Origin of the sequence: Rhodococcus gordoniae (assembly GCF_001646655.1) — a bacterium.
In the GTDB taxonomy this organism is placed as follows: Bacteria; Actinomycetota; Actinomycetes; order Mycobacteriales; family Mycobacteriaceae; genus Rhodococcus; species Rhodococcus gordoniae.
The window spans coordinates 33630-56009 of sequence record NZ_LPZN01000012.1 but is presented as its reverse complement, the minus strand read 5'-3'; the positions used below and the strand labels follow the sequence as shown (position 1 = coordinate 56009).

Below are 22380 nucleotides of genomic sequence, written 5' to 3'. Positions count from 1 at the left end.
TGGGTCCCCTTTCGTGTTTCCTGAGCAAGGTTCTGCGCGTCCTATTGTCTTCCGGTTGTCTTCCGGGTATGGCGTGCCGCTGCCGGCTTCCCGGGGATCACGACCTCGTAACGAACACGCTCTGTTCCAGGTCGTGCCTCCTTATGTCGGTAACGTCCGCTCATGCACGATCGCACGGTTCGTGCGGGTTCGGCGTGTGAGCGCCTGTCGGGGGCGTTCTCGTCGACGACGAGGAGGGGCGAGACGATGACGAATCGATCGACTACGGGTACCGCCGGCAGGTTCACGGCGGTGATCGCGGGACTGGGACTCGTCGGCGCGGCCGTCACAGGATGCACGAGCGTCGATACCGGCAGCGAGGGATCGACTCTCGACCGGCTCCGGGAGGAAGGCACCGTCACCGTCGGTTTCGCGGGCGAGGCACCCTACAGCTTCATGCTGGACGGCAAGCTCACCGGTGCCACCGTCGCACTCCACCGCGAAATCTTCGAGAATCTCGGTATCGACAATGTCGAAGGGGTGGCGACGGACTTCGGCGCGCTCATCCCGGGCCTGCAGGCAGGACGGTTCGACGTCGTCAGCGCCGGTATGTCGATCCTGCCGCAGCGGTGTGAACAGGCGCTGTTCAGCGAGCCGGAGTTCAACTACACGACCGCCCTCATGGTCCCGCAGGGCAATCCGGAACAGCTCGACGACATGCAGTCGATCGCCGAGAGCGGCGTCCGGATGGCGGTCATGACCGGCGCCATCGAAGCCGACTATGCCTCCTCGCTCGGAATCGACGCGATGCAGGTGGCGTCTCCCCAGGACGGGATGGACGCGGTCGTCAACGGACGTGCGGACGTCTTCGCGCTGACCGGCATCTCGCTCAATTGGATGAAGCAGAACAACGAGGACGCGCCCGTCGAGGTCACCGAGTCGTTCGTCGCGGAGATCGACGGCGTACCCCAGGTGGGTGCCGGCGGAACGGTGTTCCGTAAGGAGGACACCGAACTGCGCGATGCCTACAACGAGGAACTGGCCAAGATCACGTCCGACCCGCAGAAGTATCTGTCCATCGTCGGCGAGTTCGGTTTCACGGAAGCGGAGATGCCCGATCCGGAACTGACGACCGAGATGCTCTGCGAGGGCATTTCCTGACCTCGGCTGCGTAGTCATGGATTTCGGTTCCAAGATCGATCTGCTGTGGAACTCCCTGCCGCAACTGTTCGACGGTCTGCTCGTCACCGTCGAATTGACTGTGGGGAGCGCGATCTTCGCGTTCCTGCTCGCCGTCGCGCTCGGACTGGCGGCAGGCGCGAAGAACGTCGCCCTGCGTGGGAGCGCGCGGGTGTTCATCGAGTTCTTCCGCGGCACATCGCTTCTCGTGCAGCTGTTCTGGCTCTTCTACGTCCTGCCGTTGTTCGGATTCCGGCTCGAATCGATCGTGTGCGGGATCCTCGCGCTGTCGCTCAACTACGGTGCCTACGGTGCCGAGGTGGTGCGTGGTGCGATCGCGTCGGTGCCCACGCCGCAACTGGAGGCGGCGACCGCGCTGAATTTCGGTTACTGGCAACGCATGCGACGAGTGATCTTCCCCCAGGCATGGGCCGAGATGATTCCGCCGCTGACGAATCTGCTCATCCAGTTGCTCAAGGGAACGGCGTTGGCGAGCTATATCCTGCTGCAGGACCTCACGTTCCAGATCGAGCAGCTCCGTCGGGGAAGCGGCGACACCATCTTCGCGTTCGGTGTGGGGTTGGTGCTGTACTTCGTGCTCGGCTACGTGCTGACCCTGTTGATGAACGCGCTCGAGGTACGCGCCAAGAGTCGCCTGGGGAGCGGTCCGACACTACGTGAGATCTTCGGACTCGCCCCGGTCTTCGACCAGCCGGTGGGGGCACGATCATGAACGTCGACTGGAGTTGGGAACGGGCGGCCGAGGCGCTACCGGTACTGCTCGAAGGATTCCGGATCACCTTGCTCGCCACGGTCCTCGGGTTCGTGGTGGCAGCGGTGCTCGGGCTGATCGTTGCAGTCGCGCGCCGTTCGCTGCCGAAGGTTCTCGCCACCGCGTTGTCCGCCGTCGTCCAGTTCATCCGGCTCACGCCGCTCGTGGTGCAGTTGCTGTTCGTGTACTACCTGCTTCCACAATTCAGCGCGCTGCAGATCGGCATCGCGGTGCTGGGTATCCACTACGCGACCTATATGGCCGAGGTGTACCGGGCGGGTATCGAGGCGGTGCCGAAGGGGCAGTGGGAGGCGTGCCGGGCGTTGTCGCTGTCGCCGCTGCGCACCTGGCGAGCGGTGATCCTCCCGCAGGCCGTACGTCGTGTCGTGCCCGCATTGGGCAACTACGCGGTGTCGCTGTTCAAGGACACCCCGTTCCTGTTCACCATTTCCGTCGTGGAAATGGTGACGGCCGCCCAGCAGTTCGGTGCGCGCAACTTCCAGTATCTGGAGCCGCTCACCCTGGCCGGTCTCATCTTCCTCATCGCCAGCTATCCGACGTCGTTGCTCGTCCGCCGATTGGAGCGTCGCCTTGCCTATTGAGATGAACAAGGAAGCCGGCGCGGACGGCAACTTGCTGCCTGCCGCCACCTCCGACGGATCCATGATCCGATTCGATTCCGTCGTCAAGAGATTCGGCGATCACGTGGTCCTCGACCACCTCGACTTCACCGTCTCTCCGGGAGAGCGGGTGACGTTGATCGGTCCGAGCGGCTCGGGCAAGACGACCATACTGCGCCTGCTCATGACCCTCGAGAAGATCGACGACGGTGTGGTGTGGGTCAAGGGGGAGCCGCTCAGCCACGAACGCAAGGGGTCACGTCTCGTTCCGGCCTCCGAACGCTACCTCCGATCGATGCGTCGCAGCATCGGGATGGTGTTCCAGCAGTTCAACCTGTTCCCCAACATGAACGTCATGGAGAACCTCACCGAGGCTCCGGTCCACGTGCTCGGCCGCAGCAAGGCCGACGCGCGCGACCGTGCGCGGGAACTGCTCGCCATGGTCGGCATGTCCGACAAGGAGAACGCGCACCCGACGCAATTGTCGGGTGGTCAGCAGCAGCGGGTCGCCATCGCTCGTGCGCTCGCCATGGATCCGGAGATCCTGCTGCTCGACGAGGTCACCTCGGCCCTCGACCCCGAACTCGTCGCGGACGTGCTGGACGTGCTGCGGACGATTGCCGAGACGACCGACATCACGATGCTGATCGTGACGCACGAGATGCACTTCGCCCGCGACGTCTCCGATCGCGTGCTGATGTTCGATCGGGGCCGCATCGTGGAGGAGGGACCACCCGAGCGCATCTTCACCGGTCCGCGGGAGGAACGCACGCGCAAGTTCCTCGACGCGGTACTGGCGGGGGAGTGAGACCGGCCGTCAATCCGGGCGCGGAACGACCAGCCGGGTCGGCTCGGAACGGCCGCGCAGGGTGATCTCCTCGCCCTCCTCCCACCGGGAACGTTCGTCGTCGGGTGCGAGGAGCACGGTGCGTGCCGACGCCGCGACACAGCCGGGAACGGTTTTCGCGAGATCCGACAGTCGCGCTGCTTCGTTGACCGGATCGCCGATCACGGTGTACTCGAAGCGTTCCTGCGCGCCGATGTTCCCCGCGACCGCGCGACCTGCCGTGACCCCGATTCCCGCACGGCACTCGGGCACTTCGTCCGCGAGGCGTCGCGCCATCCGTCTCGCGGCGCCGAGAGCGGCTCCGGCCGCATTGCCGAGGGCGACCGGCGCACCGAAGATGGCCAGCGCCGCATCGCCCTCGAACTTGTTGACGAATCCTTCGGCGGCATGAACCTCTTCGACGACGACCGCGAAGAACCGGTTGAGGAGGGCCACCACCTCGGTCGGTGGGCGGCCGGCGGCCAGCGCGGTGGATCCGACGATGTCGACGAACAGCACTGCGACATCCCGTTCCTCCCCGCCGAGCACACTCGGATTGGTGAGCGCGGCGGCCGCGACCTCCCGTCCGACATGTCTGCCGAACACGTCGCGCAGTTTCTCGCGTTCGCGCAGGCCTTCGGCCATCCGGTTGAATCCGGTCTGCAGTTGCCCGAGTTCGGTTCCGTCGTAGACGACGACGGCGGTGTCGAAGTCGCCCGACGCGATGCGTTGCATCCCGGCCCGTACCGATTCGATCGGCGCGATGGTCGACCGGATGGTGAGGAACATCAGCAGCGAACCGGTGAACAGACCGAGCCCGCCGATGGCGAGGATGGTGATCGCCAGTCGGGTGGGGGTGACGGGACGGATGAAGCTGAACACCGCGATGAACAGCAGGCCCACGACGGGTACCGCGCTGCCCAGGGTCCATGCGAGCATCACCCGTCCGGTGGTGCCGGCCAGGCGCGGACGGCGCGGCGTTCCGGCCTCGAGTGCGCGCGCGGCGATAGGGCGTAGCGCGAAATCGGTGAACATGTACGCGAATCCGCACACCGTGATGCCGGCCAGGGTGATGGTCAGCGCGACCTTCGGGATGGTCTGCGGATCGATGATCCCGAAGCCGACGGTGAACAGGATCAGCCCGATGAACCACAGTGCTCCCTGCTGGAGGGTGGTGCGCCAGGGCATTCGCAGCGCGATCCGTTGCTCCTGCGATGTGGGAGGGCGGTTCTCGAGCGCCCAGCGCAGCCGGCGAAGCGTCGCCCGGGTGCCGAGGACCGAGCCGATCACGACGGCCGAGACCACGTAGACCGGGGCGAGGATCGCGGTGATCACGAGGAAGTCGGAGGTCAGCACGGACGGGCCCGGGATGACGACGTTGATCAGTGCGGCCACGATGAGAGCGCCGACGAGATGCGTGCCGATCAGGGAGAACGTCAGCAGGGTCTGGATTCTGATGCGTTGCCGTCGGATCGGTTCGGCAGGCTCTCCCAGGATCGCCGATCCGAGCGGGGCCGTGCGGTGACTGCGTGCGGGCATGGTCGTTCGAGACTAGTCGAGTCGATCCTCTAGGGTGGCTGTGTGCGTCTTGTGATTGCCCGTTGCCGTGTGGACTACATCGGACGCCTGACGGCTCATCTGCCGACGGCCCGACGTCTCCTTCTCGTCAAATCCGACGGTTCGGTGAGTGTCCACGCCGACGACCGTGCCTACAAGCCTCTGAACTGGATGAGCCCACCCTGCTGGCTCGAAGAGGAATCGGCCGAGGACGCCGAGGCCCTGTGGGTGGTCACGAACAAGGCAGGCGAACAGCTCCGGATCACTCTCGAAGAGATCGACCACGATTCGAGCCACGAACTCGGTGTCGATCCCGGTCTGATCAAGGACGGCGTCGAGGCACACCTACAGGAACTGCTCGCCGAGCACGTCGAGACCCTCGGGACGGGTTTCACTCTCATCCGGCGCGAATACCCCACGGCGATCGGGCCCGTGGATCTGCTGTGCCGCGACGCCGACGGTGCGACCGTCGCTGTGGAGGTGAAGCGTCGCGGCGAGATCGACGGTGTGGAGCAGCTCACCCGTTACCTCGAACTGCTCAACAGGGATCCGCTGCTCGCTCCGGTCAGCGGCGTGTTCGCGGCGCAGCAGATCAAGCCGCAGGCACGGACATTGGCCACCGACCGCGGCATCCGCTGCCTCGTGCTCGACTACGAGGCGATGCGGGGCACCGAGAGCACCGAGTTCAGATTGTTCTGATCGTGCCGCGCCGCAACAGATCCCGCACCGACCGCAAGCGCGGCGGGGCGTCCGGCGAGGCCCCGACCTATTTCGGGGCGACGGTGCGCACCGAGAACGGACCCGCGGGGGCCGAGGGGGAGCGCTTCACCGTGCGCACCGTGCCGGGCTCGCGCGCCACGAAGCCGTACCGGTGCCCGGGATGCGATCACGAGATCGCGCCGGGAACGCCCCACGTCGTCGCGTGGCCGACCGATGCGCTCGGCGGGACGGAGGACCGGCGGCACTGGCACAGCGGATGCTGGGCGGGACGCGGCACCCGCCGACCCACCCGACGCTGGTCCTAGCCACGACGGATCGCTGAGGTCCGGTCGTAGCGGATCCGTCAGCGGGCGGTACCGGGTGCGGACGCTCGCGGCGCGGTGTCGCGGTCGGTGATCGCCTGCCGCACCTCGTGCAGGGCTGTGCGGATGGTGTCGCCGTAGGGATCGTCGGGGAGCGCGGACATGTGGTCCTGCGCGCGGTCGAGATGTTCCGCGGCCGCCCGGAACGACCCGAGACGGCGGAAGTCGTCGGCCAGGTTCAGGTGCAGGCTCGGATGGAAGCCCGCGACGCGGAGGGTGTCGTGGTGTTTTCGGGCGCGCTCGTCGGTGAGGACATCGGCAGCGTCGAGGGGGAAGTGGACATGGCGGGGCTCCTGTCGAGGTCTTCGCCGGATCCGGGTGTCGCTGTTCCGGAGGGCACTGCTGAGGGGGAGTGCTTCAGGGGGCGCTGCGCGGCATGACGAGTGTGGTGAGATCCCCGTCGTCGGCCGACCGGACGGTGACGGGCAGATCGGTGCCGCGAATGTCGAGCAGCAGGTCGTCGCCGGCGAGTGTGCCGGCCCAGGACGGGCAGGTCGGATCGGTGGGCACGAGCGTCCGGGTGGCGAGCCGGTACCGGTCGGTGGCAGTCAGCCTCACGCAGCCGGATCCGGTTTCCATGTGCACGCCGTTCAGCACCGGGATGTCGGGGTCGTGACCGGTGGAGGCGGAGACCTGATCGACGGCGCCGGCGAGGACGGGTCCCGGCACCGTGCAGATCACGCGGCGGGATTCGGCACGCAAGGACGCCCCGAGTGTCTCGGCGGCCCGTCGGAGCCTCTCGGCCTCCGTGGTCATCCCGGCGACGTGGTCGTCGAGCAGCCGTGCGGCCTCGTCCGCGTCGGTGGCGAAGAACTCGCCGATGGCGAGCAGCGGCATCCCGATCTCCCGCAACTGCCGCAGCCGGCAGGCGCGCGGGACCTGGGAGCGACTGTAGAACCGGTATCCCGTCGACGGATCGACCTGCTCGGGACGCAGCAGGCCGGCGTCGTCGTAGAACCGCAATGCGCTCGCGGTCGATCCGACGGTCGCCGGCCGTCGGGCTTGACCTTCGAGTCGGTCGAAGCTTCATGATGGGCCTGTGACCGACCCGGAGATGATGTCGATCGGCGTGTTCGCCGAACTCGTCAGTTGCGGACCTTGCTGGCCACGGCAGGGGAGCGACCCTGCGCACCGGCACCGACCGAGGGCGAGCGATGCGGCGCCGAGGCGTTCGGCGTACGCGGAGTGGACTGGGATCCCTGTGCGCCGCTGTTCGGCTGCGCGGCCGAGTTCGGGCCGGAGGCGTCGCTCTTCGGGATCCGCACCGTCCGGTCGGCCTGCGGCATGGGCGTGGTTTTGTCGGTCTGCGGCAGCGGCGCGGTCTTGTCCGCCTTCGCGTCGGCCTCGGGGGATGCCGGCTCCTTCGGACTCTCGTCGTCCGAACCCTGCTTGTCGCCACCCTGCTTGTTGTCGCGCGCCGTGCCGAGGACGGTCGTGCGGGGCTCGTCGAGGGAGATCTCCCGGTCGAGCAGTTCGCCTTCGCGGGTGATCGCTGCGAGCAGGGTGGGGACGTCGTCGAGCTGTTCGCGAACGGCGTCGAGCTGGCCGAGGATGCGCCCGCGCAGCACACGGAGTTCCTCGGTGAGGTCGCGCGCGTTCGACACCTTCCGCTCGGACTGTTCGGTGGCCTGGGTGAGTCGCCGTTCGGCTTCCTGCGTGGCTTCCTCGAGACGGCGCTCGGCTTCGGCCTTGCTCGTCCGTTCGAGTTCGTCGAGGGAGCCGAGCACCTTGGTGCGGCGTTCGGCCATCGTGATCTCGAAATCCTGCTGCACCTGCTCGCGCTTGGCCTCGGCCTCGGCGGCAAGTCGCTCGGCTTCCGCGCGGGCCGCAGCGACGATCCGTTCGGCCTCCGCGCGGGCCGCGGTCATCGTCCGCTCGTGCTCGGCCGCGAAGGCGACGCGGGTGTCCTCGAGTTCGGCGAGCTTCTTCTCGTAGTCGCCCCGGAGGCGGATGCCCTCCTGCTCCGCGAGCGAGATCATCTCGGCGGCGTCGGCCTCGGCACGGGCACGCAGCTCGGAGGCCTCGTCGGAGGCGAGCCGCAGCATCCGTGAGATGCGGTCGCTCATGCCCTCTGCAGTGGTGGGAGGCACCGACAGCCGGTCGACGTCCTTGCGGAGTTCGTCGATTTCGTTGCGGGCGTTCTCGAGCTGACGGGCCAGATCGCGGGCCTGCGCGGCGGCGGCGTCGCGGTCGGTGGCGGTCACGCGCAGCTCGGCTTCGAACCGGGCGAAGTAGTTGGTCACCTCGTCGCGGTCGAAGCCCTTCCGCACGATGGAGAACGGCAGGTGGCTGGGTGCGCGATCACGATCGAAGACCATGGAGACAATCTACCCGTTGGATGCGGGTACGACCCGGATGCGCTCCCGCCCATCCGTGTTCGGGAGCGCATCCGGAAGAGCCGTCAGTGAGCGGAATGCGCTGCGGGCTCGACGAGCTCGACGAGGACGCCGCCCGCGTCCTTCGGGTGCAGGAAGTTGATACGCGAGTCGGCGGTGCCGCGACGGGGTGCGTCGTACAGCAGCCGGACGCCGCGCTCACGAAGCGCCGTGGAGACGGCGTCGATGTCGGAGACGCGGTAGGCGAGCTGCTGCAGACCCGGGCCGTTGCGGTCGATGAACTTCGCGATGGTGGAGTTCTCGTTCAGCGGGGCGAGCAGCTGGATCATGGTGGACCCTTCGGGGGTCCCCGGAACGGCCAGCATCGCCTCGCGCACCCCCTGCTCTTCGTTGACTTCCTCGTGGGTGGACACGAGGCCGAGGTTCTCGGCGTACCAGGTGAGAGCGGCATCGAGGTCGGGAACTGCGATGCCGACGTGGTCGATGGCGGTGACGAGCCCGGAAGCGAGAACGGACGCTGCCGGAGAGGATGTGGGAGAGGTCTCGGTCATGCTCTAGACGGTAGCGGTACCGTTGAGTGCACTCCTACCGGGATTCAGGTGAATACCGGTGGAGTTTTCCGATCACATGCCGATCTTTCGGAGGAATGTCCCGTGAGCAGTTCTGTCATCGTCGCCGGAGCCCGTACGCCCATGGGGCGTCTGCAGGGTTCGCTCAAGGATTTCTCCGGATCGGATCTCGGTGGCGTGGCGATCTCCGGTGCGCTCGAGCGCGCCGGTGTGGCCCCTGAGCAGGTCGAATATGTCATCATGGGCCAGGTGCTCACCGCCGGCGCCGGCCAGATCCCGGCCCGGCAGGCCGCCGTCGCCGCCGGCATCCCGATGAACGTGCCGGCGCTGACCATCAACAAGGTGTGCCTGTCCGGTATCACCGCGATCGCGATGGCCGACCAACTGATCCGCGCGGGCGAGTTCGACGTCGTCGTCGCCGGCGGCCAGGAGTCGATGAGCCGGGCCCCGCACATGCTCGAGGGGTCCCGCGCCGGCTTCAAGTACGGCGATGTGACCTTGCGCGACCACATGGCCTACGACGGCCTGCACGACATCTTCACCGACCAGGCGATGGGCAACCTCACCGAGTCGGCCAACTCCGGCGATCGCTTCGTCTCCCGCGACGAGCAGGACGCCTTCGCCGCCGCCTCGCACCAGAACGCCGCCCGAGCCTGGAAGGACGGCCTGTTCGACGACGAGGTCGTGCCGGTGTCGATCAAGCAGCGCAAGGGCGAGCCGATCGTCTTCGCCGCCGACGAGGGCATCCGCCCGGAGACCACCGCCGAATCGCTCGGGGCGCTGCGTCCCGCCTTCTCGAAGGACGGCACCGTCACCGCCGGTTCGGCCTCGCAGATCTCCGACGGTGCCGCGGCGGTCGTCGTGATGAGCAAGGCCAAGGCCGAACAGCTCGGCCTGAGCTGGATCGCCGAGATCGGCCGCCACGGTGTCGTCGCCGGACCGGACTCGACGCTGCAGTCGCAGCCGGCACGGGCGATCGCCACGGCCTGCGAGCGTGAGGGCATCGACCCGGCCGATCTCGACCTCGTCGAGATCAACGAGGCGTTCGCCGCCGTCGGCATCGTCTCGGCCCGCGAGCTGGGCATCGATCCGGCGAAGGTGAACGTCAACGGCGGTGCGATCGCGCTCGGCCATCCGCTCGGCATGTCGGGTGCGCGCATCGTGCTGCACCTCGCGCTCGAGCTGAAGCGCCGCGGTGGCGGCGTCGGTGCGGCTGCCCTGTGCGGTGGCGGCGGCCAGGGCGACGCCCTCATCGTGCGGGTGCCCAAGGCCTGACGTATTCCGAGAGCACGAATACGGCCCCGGCGCGTCGCGTCGGGGCCGTGATGTCTCTCACGGCACTACGGGCCGTCGTAGAAGCTCCTGCACAATGGGGCTCATGACGAACATCTTCGACCTGTCCACGCCCGCGAAGCGTTTCCGCCTCGTCGCGATCTGGGAGGCCGTGACCTGGCTCGCCCTGCTGATCGCGATGTTCTTCAAGTGGGTGCTCGGATACGAAGAGGCGATCGCCATCCCGGGCATGGTGCACGGAGTCGCCGGGTTCATCCCGTTCGTCGCCCTCGCCCTCCTCACCGCTCTGCAGCTGAAGTGGGACCTGAAGACCACCTTCCTCGCCCTCGTCTCGAGTGTTCCGCCCTTCGGCACCATCGTCTTCGAGCGCTGGGCCGTGCGCACCGGCCGCCTCGGGGAGCTGTCCGCTCCCGCGACCCGCGACCAAGCCACGGTCAACGCCTGACCTCGCGGTCGCACCCTCGGACCGCGCAGCACGATCCCGGTCGCTCGTGACAAACTGGTGGACGTGACTCGACCCGGTTCCCGTCCAGCACCTTCTGCCGCCGTCGCCGCGGCGATGTCCGGCGCGGTGGATCTCTCACCGCTCAAGGAGAGGGCCACCGCGCCGCCTCCGCCTCCTGCCGGTGGCGACGGCGCCGCGCCCGGTACCCTCGCCCCGATCGTGGAGGTCACCGAAGCGACGTTCGAGACCGAGGTGCTGCAGCGTTCGATGCAGGTGCCCGTGATCGTCGACCTGTGGGCCACCTGGTGTGAGCCGTGCAAGCAGCTCTCACCAGTCCTCGAGAAGCTCGCGAACGAAGCCGGCGGTGCGTGGGTCCTCGCGAAGGTCGACGTCGACGCGAGCCCACGCATCGCCCAGGCGTTCGGTGTGCAGTCGGTGCCCACGGTCGTCGCGATCGCCGCCGGGCAGCCGCTCGCCGACTTCCAGGGCGTCCAGCCCGAACCCGCGCTGCGTCAGTGGCTCGATGCCATTCGGAACGCGGTCGCCGGCAAGCTGTCGGGCCCGCCCGGCGCCGAGCCGGAGGAGCAACCCGTCGATCCGCGTCTCGAGGCTGCCGAGCAGGCGCTCGAGAACGGCGACTTCGAAGGCGCCGAGGCTGCCTACCAGCTCGTCCTCAATTCCGAGCCGGGTAACACCGAGGCTCAGGCCGCTCTGCGCCAGGTGCGTTTCCTGGCCCGCGCGAGCATCCTCCCCGAGGATGCGGTCGAGCGAGCCGATGCCGCGCCGACCGATCTGGAAGCACAGTTCGCGGCGGCCGACGCCGAACTGTTCGCGCAGCAACCCGAGGCGGCGTTCGGTCGTCTCATCGAGTTCGTGCGTCGCAGCGCCGGGGACGAACGAACCGCGGCACGCACCCGGCTCCTCGAACTGTTCGAGTTGTTCGACGCCGCCGACCCGGTTGTGGTGGCGTCGCGTCGCAAGCTCGCGATGGCGCTGTACTGATCCGTCATCGACCCGTCGTACCGGCCGCTCACCCTCCGGGTGAGCGGCCGGTGTCGTCTCAGCGGTAGCGCCCGCTGCAGGCCGCCTCACCGCCGAGGACCCCGGTGCGGAAGGCGTCCACCCGCGCGAACCCGCTCGGCACCGTGTTGCCGTTGACGTCGCTCGCCGCGAGACCGTCGGTGAGCAGACCCGAAACCGCTTCGTCGAGGTCGCCGGGGGACAGCCACACCAGTACCCGGCTCGGGTCGACGTTCGACGCGACGGTGCTGTCCGGGCTCAGCGCCGCGCTGATCACCCCGGACAGGCAGGCGGCCCGCAGTGCCGTGCGCGGCTCGGTGAGCGACTGCCCCGCCTCCTTCTGCACCGCGAGGGCGTAACGCGACGCGACGAGCACGTAGGCGTTGTAGTCGCCGCGGACACCGGAATCGAACCCGCTTCCCGACGGGGCGGCCGTCCCGCGCTCCGAGAGTGCTTCCATGTCGACGCCCACGGTGTTCGTCGCGGGGCAGTACGACACCGGTGAGGTGGCCTGCGCGTCCGCGCAGGCGAGGTCGGCACCCGCCAGATCGAGCCGCGGCAGAGCCCCGAGATCGAAAACCTGATGGAACGACTCGAAGATCGCCTCGACCGATTCGCCGGTGACCGGCAGCTCGCCGTCGTCCGCGCTGTCGTAGTACTGCGGCAGGTCGGCGCGACGCGACTCGATCTCGGCGGCGTCGATGCGCGCACACGCGGCGGTCCCGTCGGTGAAACCGATCTGCACGGCCGTCACGCGCTCGAAGGCGGAGCCGTGGATCGAGTCGGGATCGTTCGGGTCGACGTCGCGGAAGAGCACCATCGACGCGAGCACGTTGTTGAGTCCGTCCGAGGTGTCGAGCTGGAAGTGCGTCGCGCGTCCCTCCGCGACGTGCCGCATGAAGGCGCCGGCGAAACAATCGGCCTGCTGCTCGAACACGATGCCGGGATCGTCCTCGGCGACCAGACCCGCCGTGTGCTGGACGGCATGCCCGTACTCGTGGGCGAGGACCGTCACCGCAGCCATCGGACCGAAGCTGTCGATGAGCTGCGGCATGAGGAAGGTGCGGTCCCAGCCGATCTCGTCGCCGCCACTGCAGTAGGCCGCATTGATGAAGTCGTAGGTGGGTTTGCCGCAGAACCGCGGACCCCGTCGTTCGGACGGATCCCACGACACGATCGTCTCGACCGGGCGGAAGGTGCCGCGGGCGACGGACGCGAACTCCTGACGCCAGTACTCCTCGATGTCGGCGATCGCGTTGCCGGCGAGGACGTCGACGGGGCCGCCGTCGGTGTTCTCGATCTCCACGGCCGCATCGGGCACCCCGCTGCGCGGACCCGACGCCCCGGAGGTGACGGGCAGACCCGCCACGGTGAAGGGGTTGTCGTAGATCGACACCGCCGTTCCTTCGATCTGCTGGGCGCATCCCGCCAGCAGGACGACGGTCAGTGCGGGCACCACCAGTCGCGTGAACCGGTGCGTCCGTCGCATGTCGTTGTGCTCCTGTCGTCGGGCAGCGTCACCTCCGCAGCGACAACCAGATCGCGCCGTGCGCAGGCAAGGTCACCCGAGCCGATGCGGGGCGTCCGTGCCACGAGTGCTCGCCCGCCTCCACGGCACCGAAGTTACCTGCTCCGTTGCCCTGGTAGTCGGTGGCGTCCGTGTTGAGGACTTCCTCCCACGTGCCCGGTTCGGGCAATCCGACACGATAGTCGGCGTAGGTCGTGCCCGAGAAGTTGTGCAGGCACGCTACCACCGAGCCGTCGCTGCCGTAGCGCAGGAACGACAGGACGTTGTTGTGGGCGTCGTTCGCGTCGATCCACGAATACCCGCCGGGTGTGGTGTCGAGCGTGTAGAGCGCCGGATGCGAGCGGTAGATGCCGTTGAGGTCGCACACCAGACGGTGGATGCCGGCGTGGAGCGGCTCGTCGAGCTGCCACCAGTCGAGCCCACGTTCCTCCGACCACTCGGCGACCTGCCCGAACTCCTGGCCCATGAACAGCAACTGTTTGCCCGGATGCGCCCACATGTAGGCGAGCATCGACCGCAGACCGGCGGCACGCGTCGCGTCGTCGCCCGGCAGGCGCGTCCACAGCGTGCCCTTGCCGTGGACGACCTCGTCGTGGCTGATGGGCAGCACGAAGTTCTCGCTCCACGCGTACACGAGCGAGAACGTGATCTCGTGATGGTGATAGGTACGGTGCACCGGGTCGCGGCCGAGATAGCCGAGGGTGTCGTGCATCCAGCCCATGTTCCACTTCATGCTGAACCCGAGCCCGCCCACATTCGTCGGGCGGGTCACGCCCGGCCAGGACGTCGATTCCTCGGCGACGGTGACGATCCCCGGGTAGTGCTTGTGGACGGTGGCGTTGAGTTCCTGCAGGAAGGCCACGGCCTCGAGGTTCTCGCGTCCGCCGTAGATGTTCGGTGTCCATCCGCCCTCGGGACGCGAGTAGTCGAGATACAGCATCGAGGCGACCGCATCGACACGCAGACCGTCGATGTGGAACTCCTCGATCCAGTACAGGGCGTTGGCGACGAGGAAGTTGCGCACCTCCGGCCGGCCGTAGTCGAAGACGTAGGTACCCCAGTCCAGCTGCTCACCGCGGCGCGGATCGGGATGTTCGTACAGGGGGCTGCCGTCGAACCGCGCGAGGGCCCACTCGTCCTTGGGGAAGTGGGCGGGCACCCAGTCCATGATCACGCCGATCCCGGCGGCGTGGAGACGGTCGACGAACGCGCGGAACTCGTCGGGGCTGCCGAACCGTGAGGTCGGGGCGTAGTAGGAGGTGACCTGGTAGCCCCACGACCCGCCGAAAGGATGCTCGGCGACCGGCAGCAACTCGACGTGGGTGAAACCGGTCCCGAGGATGTACTCGGCCAGCTGGTCGGCGAGTTCGGCGTAGTTCAGGCCCGGGCGCCACGAACCGAGGTGCACCTCGTACACCGCCATCGGTTCCTGCCAGGGCTGCGACTTCTCGCGGGTCGCGATCCAGTCCTCGTCGTTCCAGGTGTAGCGACTCTCGGTGACCTTCGACGCCGTCGCCGGCGGTACCTCCGTGGCGAACGCCATCGGATCGGCCTTGTCGCGGATCGACCCGTCGCGGCCGTGCACCCGGTACTTGTAGAGCGCACCCGGTTCGATGCCGGGCAGGAAGACCTCCCAGACACCGCTCGATCCGAGCACCCGCATGGGGGCGGTGCGCCCACCCCAGCCGTCGAAGTCGCCGACGACGGTGACTCCGCGTGCTCCCGGCGCCCACACGGCGAACGAGGTGCCCGTCACCGGGCCGTCGGGGGTCTCGTAGGTCTGCGGATGTGCCCCGAGCACTTCCCACAGACGTTCGTGCCGGCCCTCGCTCAGCAGGTGCCGGTCGAGTTCGCCCAGCGTCGGCATGAAGCGGTAACCGTCCGCGACGACCTCGACGTGCTCGAACGGGTAGGTCACCACCAGGCGGTAGTCGGCGAGATCGAAGACGGGGATCAGGGCGCTGAAGACGTCCTCTCCCACGGGTTCGAGCGGATGATCGCGGCCGCTGATGCGGGCGGCGACCTTCTCGGCCCCGGGCCGCAGCGCTCGGATGACCGTCCCCTCCGGGTGCGGGTGGGCGCCGAGCACCGCGTGCGGATCGTGGTGCTCACCGGCGGCGAGCAGCGCCAGATCCTCCGGTCGCGGGCTGTGGCGCCGGCGCGGCACCTCGGCGCCCGGCGTCTGGGGCGGCACGGTCACGACTGCCTCCTGTAGGCGAGCGTTGTGCGGGTGGGGATGCCGATCGGGGGCAGTGTCAGGATGTGCGCCACCGCCCGCCACGGCTCGAGGCGCACATAGTTGGCCTGTCCCCACGAGTACTGTTCCCCACTCACCTCGTCGTAAACGGGGAAATGGTCCTGCCAGTCGTGTCCGATCGCCGGCATGTCGAGCCAGACGGTGCCCTGCTCGGCTCCGTAGGGGTTGAGATTGATCACCGTGAGCACGCAGTCGCCGGTGGACGGATCGAACTTCGAGTAGGCGATCAGGGCGTCGTTGTCGACGTGGTGGAAGGTGATGTTGCGTAGTTGCTGCAGAGCCGGATGAGCCCGCCGGATGCGGTTGAGGGTGGTCAGCCACGGTTCGAGCGACTCGCCGCGCCGGCGCGCCTCGTCGAACCGTCGCGGCCGCAACTGGTACTTCTCCGAGTCCAGATACTCCTCGCTGCCCGGCCGCACCGCGAGGTGCTCGAACAGTTCGTAACCCGAGTAGACACCCCAGGACGGCGCCAGGGTGGCGGCGAGCGCCGCCCGCAACGCGAACATGCCCGGCCCGCCGTGCTGCAGGGTTTCGTGCAGGATGTCGGGGGTGTTCACGAACAGGTTCGGCCTCGCCTCGTCCGCCTTCGCGGCGATCTCGGTACCGAACTCCGTGAGCTCCCACTTCGCGACCCGCCACGTGAAATACGTGTAGGACTGGGTGAATCCGCGCCGCGCGAGCCCGTACATGCGGGCCGGACGGGTGAACGCCTCCGACAGGAACAGCACGTCCGGATCGGTGTGCTTGACCTCGGCGATGAGCTGCTCCCAGAAGCTCGGGGGCTTGGTGTGCGGGTTGTCGACGCGGAAGATGTCGACGCCCAGCCGGATCCAGTGCCGGACCACGCGCAGGACCTCGGCGTAGATGCCGTCCGGGTCGTCGTCGAAGTTGATGGGATAGATGTCCTGGTATTTCTTCGGCGGGTTCTCCGCGTACGCGATCGTGCCGTCGGGCAGCACGGTGAACCACTCCGGATGCTCCCGCGCCCACGGGTGGTCGGGAGCGCACTGCAGAGCGAGATCGAGGGCGACCTCGAGATCGAGTTCCTTCGCGCGGGCGACGAAATCGCGGAAGTCCTGTTCGGTGCCGAGTTCGGGGTGGATCGCGTCGTGACCGCCCTCGTCGGAGCCGATCGCCCACGGCGACCCGACGTCGTGCGGACCGGCGACGAGCGTGTTGTTCGGTCCCTTGCGGTTGATCTTGCCGATCGGATGGATCGGGGGCAGATAGACGACGTCGAAGCCCATCGCCGCGATGCGCGGCAGATCGGCGGCGGCGGTGGAGAAGTTGCCGTGCCGCGGGGTTCCGTCCTCGTGCCACCCTCCGGTGGACCGCGGAAAGAACTCGTACCACGAACCGAACAGTGCGCGGCGACGATCGGCGAACGCTGTGAACGCCCTTCCACGCGTGACGAGTTCGCGGAGCGGATGAGCGCGGAGGATCTCGGTGACGTCGGGGGAGAAGGCGGGGGCGACGCGCTCGGGCAGCGGACGGTCGGACCGCAGCGACAGCGCGACCGCGAGCAGGGCGGGTCGGCTGCCGCGGGGAGCGCCCTTCGCGGCCTTCTCGAAGGTCCGTGCCCCGACCTCGAGATCGTTGGCGAGTTCGGTGGCATCCTGCCCGGCGTCCATCTTCGCGGTGACCGCGTGTCGCCAGGTCGCCACCGGGTCGCTCCACGCCTCGACCCGGTAGGTCCATGCACCGACGCTCGTGGGGGAGAAGGTGGCGTGGAAGGTGTCGGGTTCACTCCCGGGGACCATGGGGATCCGCACCAGTTTGCCCGCGGAGTCGGGGTCGTCGGCCGGTCCTCGGACCGCGAGTGTCGCGGCGATCGCGTCGTGGCCCTCGCGCCATACGACGGCGGAGACCGGCACCACCTCCCCGACGACCGCTTTCGTCGGATAACGCCCTCCGTCGATGGAGGGTTGTACGTCGTCGATGGCGAGCCGACCTGTCACACTAGCTCCGTTCCGTGCGGGTCCGGGTGGACGAGCAGGGCCGATGGGGGCAACGACCGTGTCTCGCACCACCGTAATGGAGGTCGCGGCGCACGGCTGTGCATGCGGCGGGACCCGCGAAGGATCCCCGGTGCCACACCGAAAATATCTGTAACTCTGCGTTCACTTCTGGTGACCGGGCCGTGGGAGTGAAGGCCACGCGGTGTGCACGTCGCGAGGCCTTCCCGTCTGCCGGGGGATCTCTGCGCGACCGGCGCGGATGCCGGTACGTGAGATCCGCCCGTCCGTCACGGAGCGTCCCCGGTGGGTAGTGTGCACCCCGTGAAAGCACTGCGCCGGTTCACTGTACGAGCCCATCTTCCCGAGCGGCTGGCCGCGCTGGGAGCCCTGACCGCGAACCTGAGATGGTCGTGGCACCCGCAGACCCAGGACCTGTTCGAATCGGTCGACCCGGAGCTGTGGCGCCGGTGCAGCAACGATCCCGTCCGGCTGCTCGGCGAGGTGCCGCCCGCCCGCCTCGATGCGCTCGCCGAGGACGGCGACTTCCTCGCCCGTCTCGACGCCGCGGCGGCCGACCTCGAGCACTACCTCGCCCGCCCCCGCTGGTTCCAGGAACAGCAGGAACGCGGCACGACTCTGCCCGCCGGCATCGCCTACTTCTCGATGGAGTTCGGTGTCACCGAGGTGTTGCCGAACTACTCCGGCGGCCTGGGCATCCTTGCCGGCGACCACCTCAAGGCCGCCTCCGATCTCGGCCTGCCGCTCATCGGCGTCGGCCTGCTCTACCGCTCCGGTTACTTCCGGCAGTCGCTCAGCGCCGACGGCTGGCAGATGGAGCACTATCCCTCCTACGACCCGCAAGGTCTGCCGCTGCGCCTGCTCACCGAGGCCGACGGCACCGCCGCGCTCGTGCAGGTCGCCGTACCCGGCGGACGGACACTCGACGCGCGGATCTGGATCGCCCAGGTGGGGCGGGTGCCGCTGCTGCTGCTCGACTCGGACATCCCCTCCAACGACGAGGAGTTGTGCGGGGTCACCGACCGCCTCTACGGCGGCGACCAGGATCACCGGATCAAGCAGGAGATCCTCGCCGGCGTCGGCGGTGTTCGCGCGGTGCGTGCCTACACGCGCATCCACGGCCTGCCCGACCCCGACGTCTTCCACATGAACGAAGGGCATGCGGGATTCCTCGGAGCCGAACGCATCCGCGAACTCGTCACCGGCTCCGGACTCGACTTCGACGAGGCGCTCGCCGCGGTGCGCGCAGGCACCGTCTTCACGACGCACACCCCCGTGCCCGCGGGCATCGACCGCTTCCCGATCGATCTGGTGCGCCACTACTTCTCGGGAACCAACGGTGAGAACGAGTCGGCGCTGCTGCCCGGCCTCACCGTCGATCGCATTCTCGCCCTCGGGCGCGAGAGCAACCCGAACGTGTTCAACATGGCCCATCTCGGCCTGCGTCTCGGCCAGCGCTGCAACGGCGTGTCGAAACTGCACGGCGAGGTCAGCCGCGGCATGTTCGAGGGACTGTGGCCCGGATTCGACGCCGCCGAGGTGCCGATCGGCTCGGTCACCAACGGCGTGCACGCCCCCACCTGGGCCGCACGCGAATGGATCGCGCTCGCCAACCGCCTCGCCGGACCCGATCGCGTCGAGGAGGCCCGCGGCTGGGAACTGCTCCAGGCCATCGATCGCAAGGAACTGTGGTCCACCCGGAACGCGCTGCGCGCCCAGCTCGTCGCCGAAGTGCGTCGCCGGTTGCGCGAGTCGTGGATCGAACGCGGTGCCACCGACGCCGAACTGGGCTGGATCGAGTCGGTCTTCGATCCGAACGTGCTCACCGTCGGGTTCGCGCGGCGCGTGCCGACCTACAAGCGCCTCACGCTGATGCTGCGCGACCCCGAACGGCTGCGCACCCTGTTGCTCGACGACGAACGACCCGTGCAGCTCGTCGTCGCCGGTAAGAGCCACCCTGCCGACGACGGCGGCAAGGCGCTCATCCAGCAGGTCGTGCGGTTCGCCGACGAGTACGACGTGCGGCACCGCATCGTCTTCCTGCCCAACTACGACATGTCGATGGCCCGCTATCTGTACTGGGGTTGCGACGTGTGGCTGAACAACCCGCTGCGCCCACTCGAGGCGTGTGGCACGTCGGGCATGAAGTCGGCCCTCAACGGCGGCCTCAACCTGTCCATCCGCGACGGATGGTGGGACGAGATGTTCGACGGCGAGAACGGCTGGGCCATCCCCACTGCAGACGGTGTCGACGACACCCGTCGCGACGACCTCGAGGCCGCCGCCCTGTACGAACTGCTCGAACGCTCCGTGCTGCCGCGTTTCTACGACCGCGACCCCGACGGTGTGCCGGCACGTTGGATCGAGATGGTGCGCCACACGCTCGAGAATCTCGGTCCGAAGGTGCTCGCCTCGCGGATGGTGCGCGACTACGCCGTCGACTACTACATCCCCGCTGCCGCCGCGGCCGCGGAGGTGACGGCCGATGACTACGCGGGGGCGCGGGCGGTGGCCGAGTACCGGCACCGCATCGACGCCTCCTGGCCGGGAGTGCGTGTCGCGCAGGTGGATTCGACTCCGATTCCGGAGGTTCCGCAGATCGGTCTGCCGCTGGGGCTGACCGCGCACGTGCAACTCGGCGACCTGGCCCCGGAGGACGTGGAGGTGCAGGCCGTGGTCGGACGTGTGGGCTCCGACGACGTGCTCAGCGACCCCGTCACCGTGCCGATGGAGCACATCGGTTCCGATCCGCTGGGGGAGGAGTTCACCGCGACGGTGCCGTTGCCGCTCGCCGGCGCCGTCGGGTACACGGTGCGGGTGCTGCCCCGGCACGGACTGCTCGCCTCGCCCGCCGAGCTCGGCATGGTCGCGCTCCCGTGAGAGTCGGGACCCGCCGGGTGCTCACTCCCGCAGACGCGTGAGTGCCCGGCGGACCACCGCAGGATCGGCGGTCTCCCAGAAGGGCGGCAGCGACGCGCGCAGATAGCCGCCGTACCGCGCGGTCGCCAGGCGCGAGTCGAGTACCGCCACCACACCCCGGTCGTCGGTGCTGCGCAGCAATCGCCCCACCCCCTGCGCGAGCAGAAGGGCGGCGTGGTTGGCGGCGACCGCCATGAACCCGTTGCCACCGCGGGCCTCGACGGCGCGCTGCCGGGCGACCAGCAGCGGATCGTCGGGCCGGGGGAACGGGATCCGGTCGATGATCACCAGCGACAACGACGGGCCCGGGACGTCGACGCCCTGCCACAACGACAGGGTGCCGAACAGGCTCGTCGCCTCGTCGGCCGCGAACTTCTCGACCAGCGCGCCGGTGGCGTCGTCGCCCTGGCACAGGATCGGTGTGTCGAGGCGCTCGCGTAGCGCCTCCGTGGCGGCCTTCGCGGCGCGCATCGAGGAGAACAATCCGAGTGTCCGGCCCTCGGCTGCGGTGACGAGTTCGGCGATCTCGTCCAGATGCGAAGGCGGCAGGCCGCCGCGGCCGGGTGGTGTCAGATGCTTGGCGATGTAGAGGATCCCGGCCTTCGCGTGGTCGAAGGGCGAGCCGACGTCGATGCCGTTCCACGCGAGATCGCCCTTGTCGGACGGTGGTTCGGCACCGGACGCGGCGGCGGTGTCGCTGCGCGCGGGCGACTGCGGCGGTAGACCCCAGTTGACCGCCAGGCCGTCGAACGATCCGCCGACCGTGAGGGTCGCGGAGGTGAGGACGACGGTCGACTCGCCGAACAACCGGCTGCGCAGGAGCCCACCGACCGACAGCGGCGCGACCCGCACGGTGCGGCGGACGTTGCCGCGGAACTCGTCGACGGCCAGCCACACGACGTCGGGTCGCTGCGAGGGATCGCGCTGCTCGAAGGTCGTGAGCACCCGGACCGCGCAGTCGTGTACCTCGTCGATCTCCGCCAGTGCCTGGCTGCGCGCGGCGGCGACCTCGGGATCGGTGCCGGGCTTGGCCGGTCCGATCGCCGTGTGCACGGCCCAGGCGGCGTCGCGGATCGAGGCCAGCGCGGCCGCGGCACCCTCGGGCAGGTCGTCCCAGCGACCCGCGGGAAGCTCGTCGAGGAACGACTCCCAGTTCTCGGCGGCGCCTTCGAGCCGGTCGATCTCCTCGTCCTCGACGAGCTTGACGCAGCGCCGCGCGGCCGCCGACACCGTGCCCGACGACAGTTCGGCCGTGGCGACGTTCGTGACGCGGTCGACGAGTTCGTGGGCCTCGTCGACGACCACGACATCGTGCTCGGGCAGGATCGAGATGCCGGTGATCGCGTCGATCGCGAGGAGCGCGTGGTTGGTGACGACCACGTCGACCTGTGCGGCCTCCGCGCGCGCGATCTCGGCGAAGCAGTCTTCTCCCACCGGGCACCGCGACTTGCCGAGGCACTCGCGCGCGGTGACGCTGAGCTGGCGCCAGGCCTGATCGGAGACGCCGGGGGAGAGGTCGTCGCGGTCGCCGGTCTCGGTGGTGGACGACCACTCGGTCACCCGGCGCACCTCGCGGCCGATGCGGGAGAGGGCGAACGCGTCGAACAGTTCGGCGTCGGGGGTCTCCTCGGCGAGGCCGGTGTGGATCTTGTTCAGGCACAGGTAGTTTCCGCGCCCCTTGAGGATCGCGAAACGCGGGCGCCGGCCGAGGGAGCCGGTGAGGGCATCGGCGAGCCGCGGCAGGTCGCGCTCGACGAGCTGCCGCTGCAACGCGATGGTCGCCGTGGAGACCACCACCGTGCGGCCCGTCTTCACCGCATACCGGATGCTCGGCACGAGATAGGCCAGCGACTTGCCGGTACCCGTGCCGGCCTGCACGGCGAGGTGTTCGCCGGTGTCGATGCTGTGCGCGACGGCCGAGGCCATCGTCAGCTGATTGCGCCGCTCCCTACCACCCAGCGCGTGTACCGCGGTTCGCAGCAATTCTGGGACTTCGGGGAGATCCGGCACCGGCACAGGGTA

At 68.6% G+C, this 22380-nt stretch carries 20 protein-coding genes and 1 pseudogene; 11 read left to right on the top strand and 10 right to left on the bottom strand.

Annotation, left to right across the window (positions count from 1 at the left end; translation table 11 throughout):
• The first annotated feature begins 246 nt into the window (after nt 1–246).
• The 4 genes from ehuB (at nt 247) to ehuA (ending at nt 3358) form a co-directional block, all read left to right on the top strand.
• The gene (ehuB, locus tag A8G18_RS06905) at nt 247–1140 is read left to right on the top strand and encodes an ectoine/hydroxyectoine ABC transporter substrate-binding protein EhuB (RefSeq protein ID WP_064063280.1); all 894 of its coding nucleotides are present in this window, start codon (nt 247–249) and stop codon (nt 1138–1140) included.
• Nucleotides 1141–1156: 16 nt separating this feature from the next.
• On the top strand, nt 1157–1891 hold the full coding sequence (gene ehuC / locus A8G18_RS06900) for an ectoine/hydroxyectoine ABC transporter permease subunit EhuC (RefSeq protein WP_064063279.1): 735 nt from the start codon (nt 1157–1159) through the stop codon (nt 1889–1891).
• Nucleotides 1888–2532 carry an ectoine/hydroxyectoine ABC transporter permease subunit EhuD gene (gene ehuD, locus A8G18_RS06895; protein WP_064063278.1) on the top strand — a complete coding sequence of 215 codons (645 nt, stop codon included), beginning with the start codon at nt 1888–1890 and terminating at the stop codon, nt 2530–2532. The genes ehuC and ehuD overlap by 4 nt, the downstream gene beginning before the upstream one ends.
• 61 nt (nt 2533–2593) lie before the next feature.
• On the top strand, nt 2594–3358 hold the full coding sequence (gene ehuA, locus A8G18_RS06890) for an ectoine/hydroxyectoine ABC transporter ATP-binding protein EhuA (RefSeq protein ID WP_172506093.1): 765 nt from the start codon (nt 2594–2596) through the stop codon (nt 3356–3358).
• A 9-nt stretch (nt 3359–3367) separates the two neighbouring features.
• On the opposite strand, the gene A8G18_RS06885 is transcribed toward ehuA, so the two are convergent.
• The gene (locus tag A8G18_RS06885) at nt 3368–4915 is read right to left on the bottom strand and encodes an adenylate/guanylate cyclase domain-containing protein (RefSeq protein ID WP_064063276.1); all 1548 of its coding nucleotides are present in this window, start codon (nt 4913–4915) and stop codon (nt 3368–3370) included.
• A 42-nt stretch (nt 4916–4957) separates the two neighbouring features.
• On the opposite strand from A8G18_RS06885, the gene nucS reads away from it, so the two are divergent.
• Nucleotides 4958–5632, top strand: coding sequence for an endonuclease NucS (gene nucS, locus A8G18_RS06880; RefSeq protein ID WP_064063275.1), 675 nt, complete (start codon nt 4958–4960; stop codon nt 5630–5632).
• A gap of 2 nt (nt 5633–5634) precedes the next feature.
• Nucleotides 5635–5958: a hypothetical protein gene (locus A8G18_RS06875; RefSeq protein ID WP_064063274.1), complete on the top strand. Its 324-nt coding sequence runs from the start codon at nt 5635–5637 to the stop codon at nt 5956–5958.
• A gap of 38 nt (nt 5959–5996) precedes the next feature.
• On the opposite strand, the gene A8G18_RS23575 is transcribed toward A8G18_RS06875, so the two are convergent.
• Nucleotides 5997–6119: a hypothetical protein gene (locus A8G18_RS23575; RefSeq protein WP_255162605.1), complete on the bottom strand. Its 123-nt coding sequence runs from the start codon at nt 6117–6119 to the stop codon at nt 5997–5999.
• On the opposite strand from A8G18_RS23575, the gene A8G18_RS23325 reads away from it, so the two are divergent.
• Complete coding sequence (locus A8G18_RS23325) at nt 6120–6395, top strand: hypothetical protein (protein WP_174906174.1); 276 nt, start codon at nt 6120–6122, stop codon at nt 6393–6395.
• Here the strand turns inward: A8G18_RS23325 and A8G18_RS06865 are convergent.
• From A8G18_RS06865 to mce, 4 genes and pseudogenes are all read right to left on the bottom strand, one after another.
• Nucleotides 6373–6771 carry a DNA polymerase III subunit beta family protein gene (locus A8G18_RS06865; protein WP_280746506.1) on the bottom strand — a complete coding sequence of 133 codons (399 nt, stop codon included), beginning with the start codon at nt 6769–6771 and terminating at the stop codon, nt 6373–6375. The genes A8G18_RS23325 and A8G18_RS06865 overlap by 23 nt on opposite strands.
• A gap of 66 nt (nt 6772–6837) precedes the next feature.
• Nucleotides 6838–6987, bottom strand: a pseudogene (locus tag A8G18_RS23570) (MerR family transcriptional regulator); the annotation flags it as partial.
• Between the two features lie 113 nt (nt 6988–7100).
• Entirely contained in the window at nt 7101–8333 is a 1233-nt protein-coding gene (locus tag A8G18_RS06860) for a coiled-coil domain-containing protein (protein WP_064063272.1), read from the bottom strand.
• A gap of 83 nt (nt 8334–8416) precedes the next feature.
• Nucleotides 8417–8902, bottom strand: coding sequence for a methylmalonyl-CoA epimerase (gene mce / locus A8G18_RS06855; RefSeq protein ID WP_064063271.1), 486 nt, complete (start codon nt 8900–8902; stop codon nt 8417–8419).
• 102 nt (nt 8903–9004) lie between these two features.
• On the opposite strand from mce, the gene A8G18_RS06850 reads away from it, so the two are divergent.
• The 3 genes from A8G18_RS06850 (at nt 9005) to A8G18_RS06840 (ending at nt 11660) form a co-directional block, all read left to right on the top strand.
• A complete protein-coding gene (locus tag A8G18_RS06850; RefSeq protein WP_064063270.1) occupies nt 9005–10195 on the top strand; it encodes an acetyl-CoA C-acetyltransferase in 1191 nt (396 codons plus the stop codon).
• 103 nt (nt 10196–10298) lie between these two features.
• Nucleotides 10299–10658 (top strand): DUF3817 domain-containing protein, encoded by a 360-nt coding sequence (locus tag A8G18_RS06845; protein ID WP_064063285.1) that lies wholly within the window; start codon nt 10299–10301, stop codon nt 10656–10658.
• A 114-nt stretch (nt 10659–10772) separates the two neighbouring features.
• Entirely contained in the window at nt 10773–11660 is an 888-nt protein-coding gene (locus A8G18_RS06840; RefSeq protein ID WP_064063269.1) for a tetratricopeptide repeat protein, read from the top strand.
• 58 nt (nt 11661–11718) lie between these two features.
• On the opposite strand, the gene A8G18_RS06835 is transcribed toward A8G18_RS06840, so the two are convergent.
• The 3 genes from A8G18_RS06835 to A8G18_RS06825 are packed head-to-tail and all read right to left on the bottom strand — an operon-like array spanning nt 11719 to nt 17421.
• Nucleotides 11719–13167, bottom strand: a complete 1449-nt coding sequence (locus tag A8G18_RS06835; protein WP_064063268.1) for a neutral zinc metallopeptidase — start codon at nt 13165–13167, stop codon at nt 11719–11721.
• A 28-nt stretch (nt 13168–13195) separates the two neighbouring features.
• A complete protein-coding gene (gene glgB, locus A8G18_RS06830) occupies nt 13196–15406 on the bottom strand; it encodes a 1,4-alpha-glucan branching protein GlgB (RefSeq protein WP_064063267.1) in 2211 nt (736 codons plus the stop codon).
• A complete protein-coding gene (locus A8G18_RS06825) occupies nt 15403–17421 on the bottom strand; it encodes a maltotransferase domain-containing protein (protein ID WP_064063266.1) in 2019 nt (672 codons plus the stop codon). The genes glgB and A8G18_RS06825 overlap by 4 nt, the downstream gene beginning before the upstream one ends.
• A 321-nt stretch (nt 17422–17742) precedes the next feature.
• Here A8G18_RS06825 and glgP point away from each other — a divergent pair, with 321 nt between their 5' ends.
• Nucleotides 17743–20319, top strand: a complete 2577-nt coding sequence (gene glgP / locus A8G18_RS06820) for an alpha-glucan family phosphorylase (RefSeq protein WP_064063265.1) — start codon at nt 17743–17745, stop codon at nt 20317–20319.
• 21 nt (nt 20320–20340) lie between these two features.
• On the opposite strand, the gene A8G18_RS06815 is transcribed toward glgP, so the two are convergent.
• Entirely contained in the window at nt 20341–22368 is a 2028-nt protein-coding gene (locus A8G18_RS06815) for an ATP-dependent DNA helicase (RefSeq protein ID WP_172506031.1), read from the bottom strand.
• Between the last annotated feature and the right edge of the window lie 12 nt (nt 22369–22380).

Excerpts from the sequence above, each read along its gene's own strand:
- A8G18_RS06865 (WP_280746506.1), bottom strand. The coding sequence starts at position 6,771 with ATGACCACGGAGGCCGAGAGGCTCCGACGGGCCGCCGAGACACTCGGG.
- A8G18_RS23575 (WP_255162605.1), bottom strand. The coding sequence starts at position 6,119 with ATGTCCGCGCTCCCCGACGATCCCTACGGCGACACCATCCGCACAGCC.
- ehuC (WP_064063279.1), top strand. The coding sequence starts at position 1,157 with ATGGATTTCGGTTCCAAGATCGATCTGCTGTGGAACTCCCTGCCGCAA.
- A8G18_RS06845 (WP_064063285.1), top strand. The coding sequence starts at position 10,299 with ATGACGAACATCTTCGACCTGTCCACGCCCGCGAAGCGTTTCCGCCTC.
- A8G18_RS06835 (WP_064063268.1), bottom strand. The coding sequence starts at position 13,167 with ATGCGACGGACGCACCGGTTCACGCGACTGGTGGTGCCCGCACTGACC.
- mce (WP_064063271.1), bottom strand. The coding sequence starts at position 8,902 with ATGACCGAGACCTCTCCCACATCCTCTCCGGCAGCGTCCGTTCTCGCT.
- A8G18_RS06860 (WP_064063272.1), bottom strand. The coding sequence starts at position 8,333 with ATGGTCTTCGATCGTGATCGCGCACCCAGCCACCTGCCGTTCTCCATC.
- ehuA (WP_172506093.1), top strand. The coding sequence starts at position 2,594 with ATGATCCGATTCGATTCCGTCGTCAAGAGATTCGGCGATCACGTGGTC.
- ehuD (WP_064063278.1), top strand. The coding sequence starts at position 1,888 with ATGAACGTCGACTGGAGTTGGGAACGGGCGGCCGAGGCGCTACCGGTA.
- A8G18_RS06885 (WP_064063276.1), bottom strand. The coding sequence starts at position 4,915 with ATGCCCGCACGCAGTCACCGCACGGCCCCGCTCGGATCGGCGATCCTG.
- A8G18_RS06840 (WP_064063269.1), top strand. The coding sequence starts at position 10,773 with ATGTCCGGCGCGGTGGATCTCTCACCGCTCAAGGAGAGGGCCACCGCG.
- ehuB (WP_064063280.1), top strand. The coding sequence starts at position 247 with ATGACGAATCGATCGACTACGGGTACCGCCGGCAGGTTCACGGCGGTG.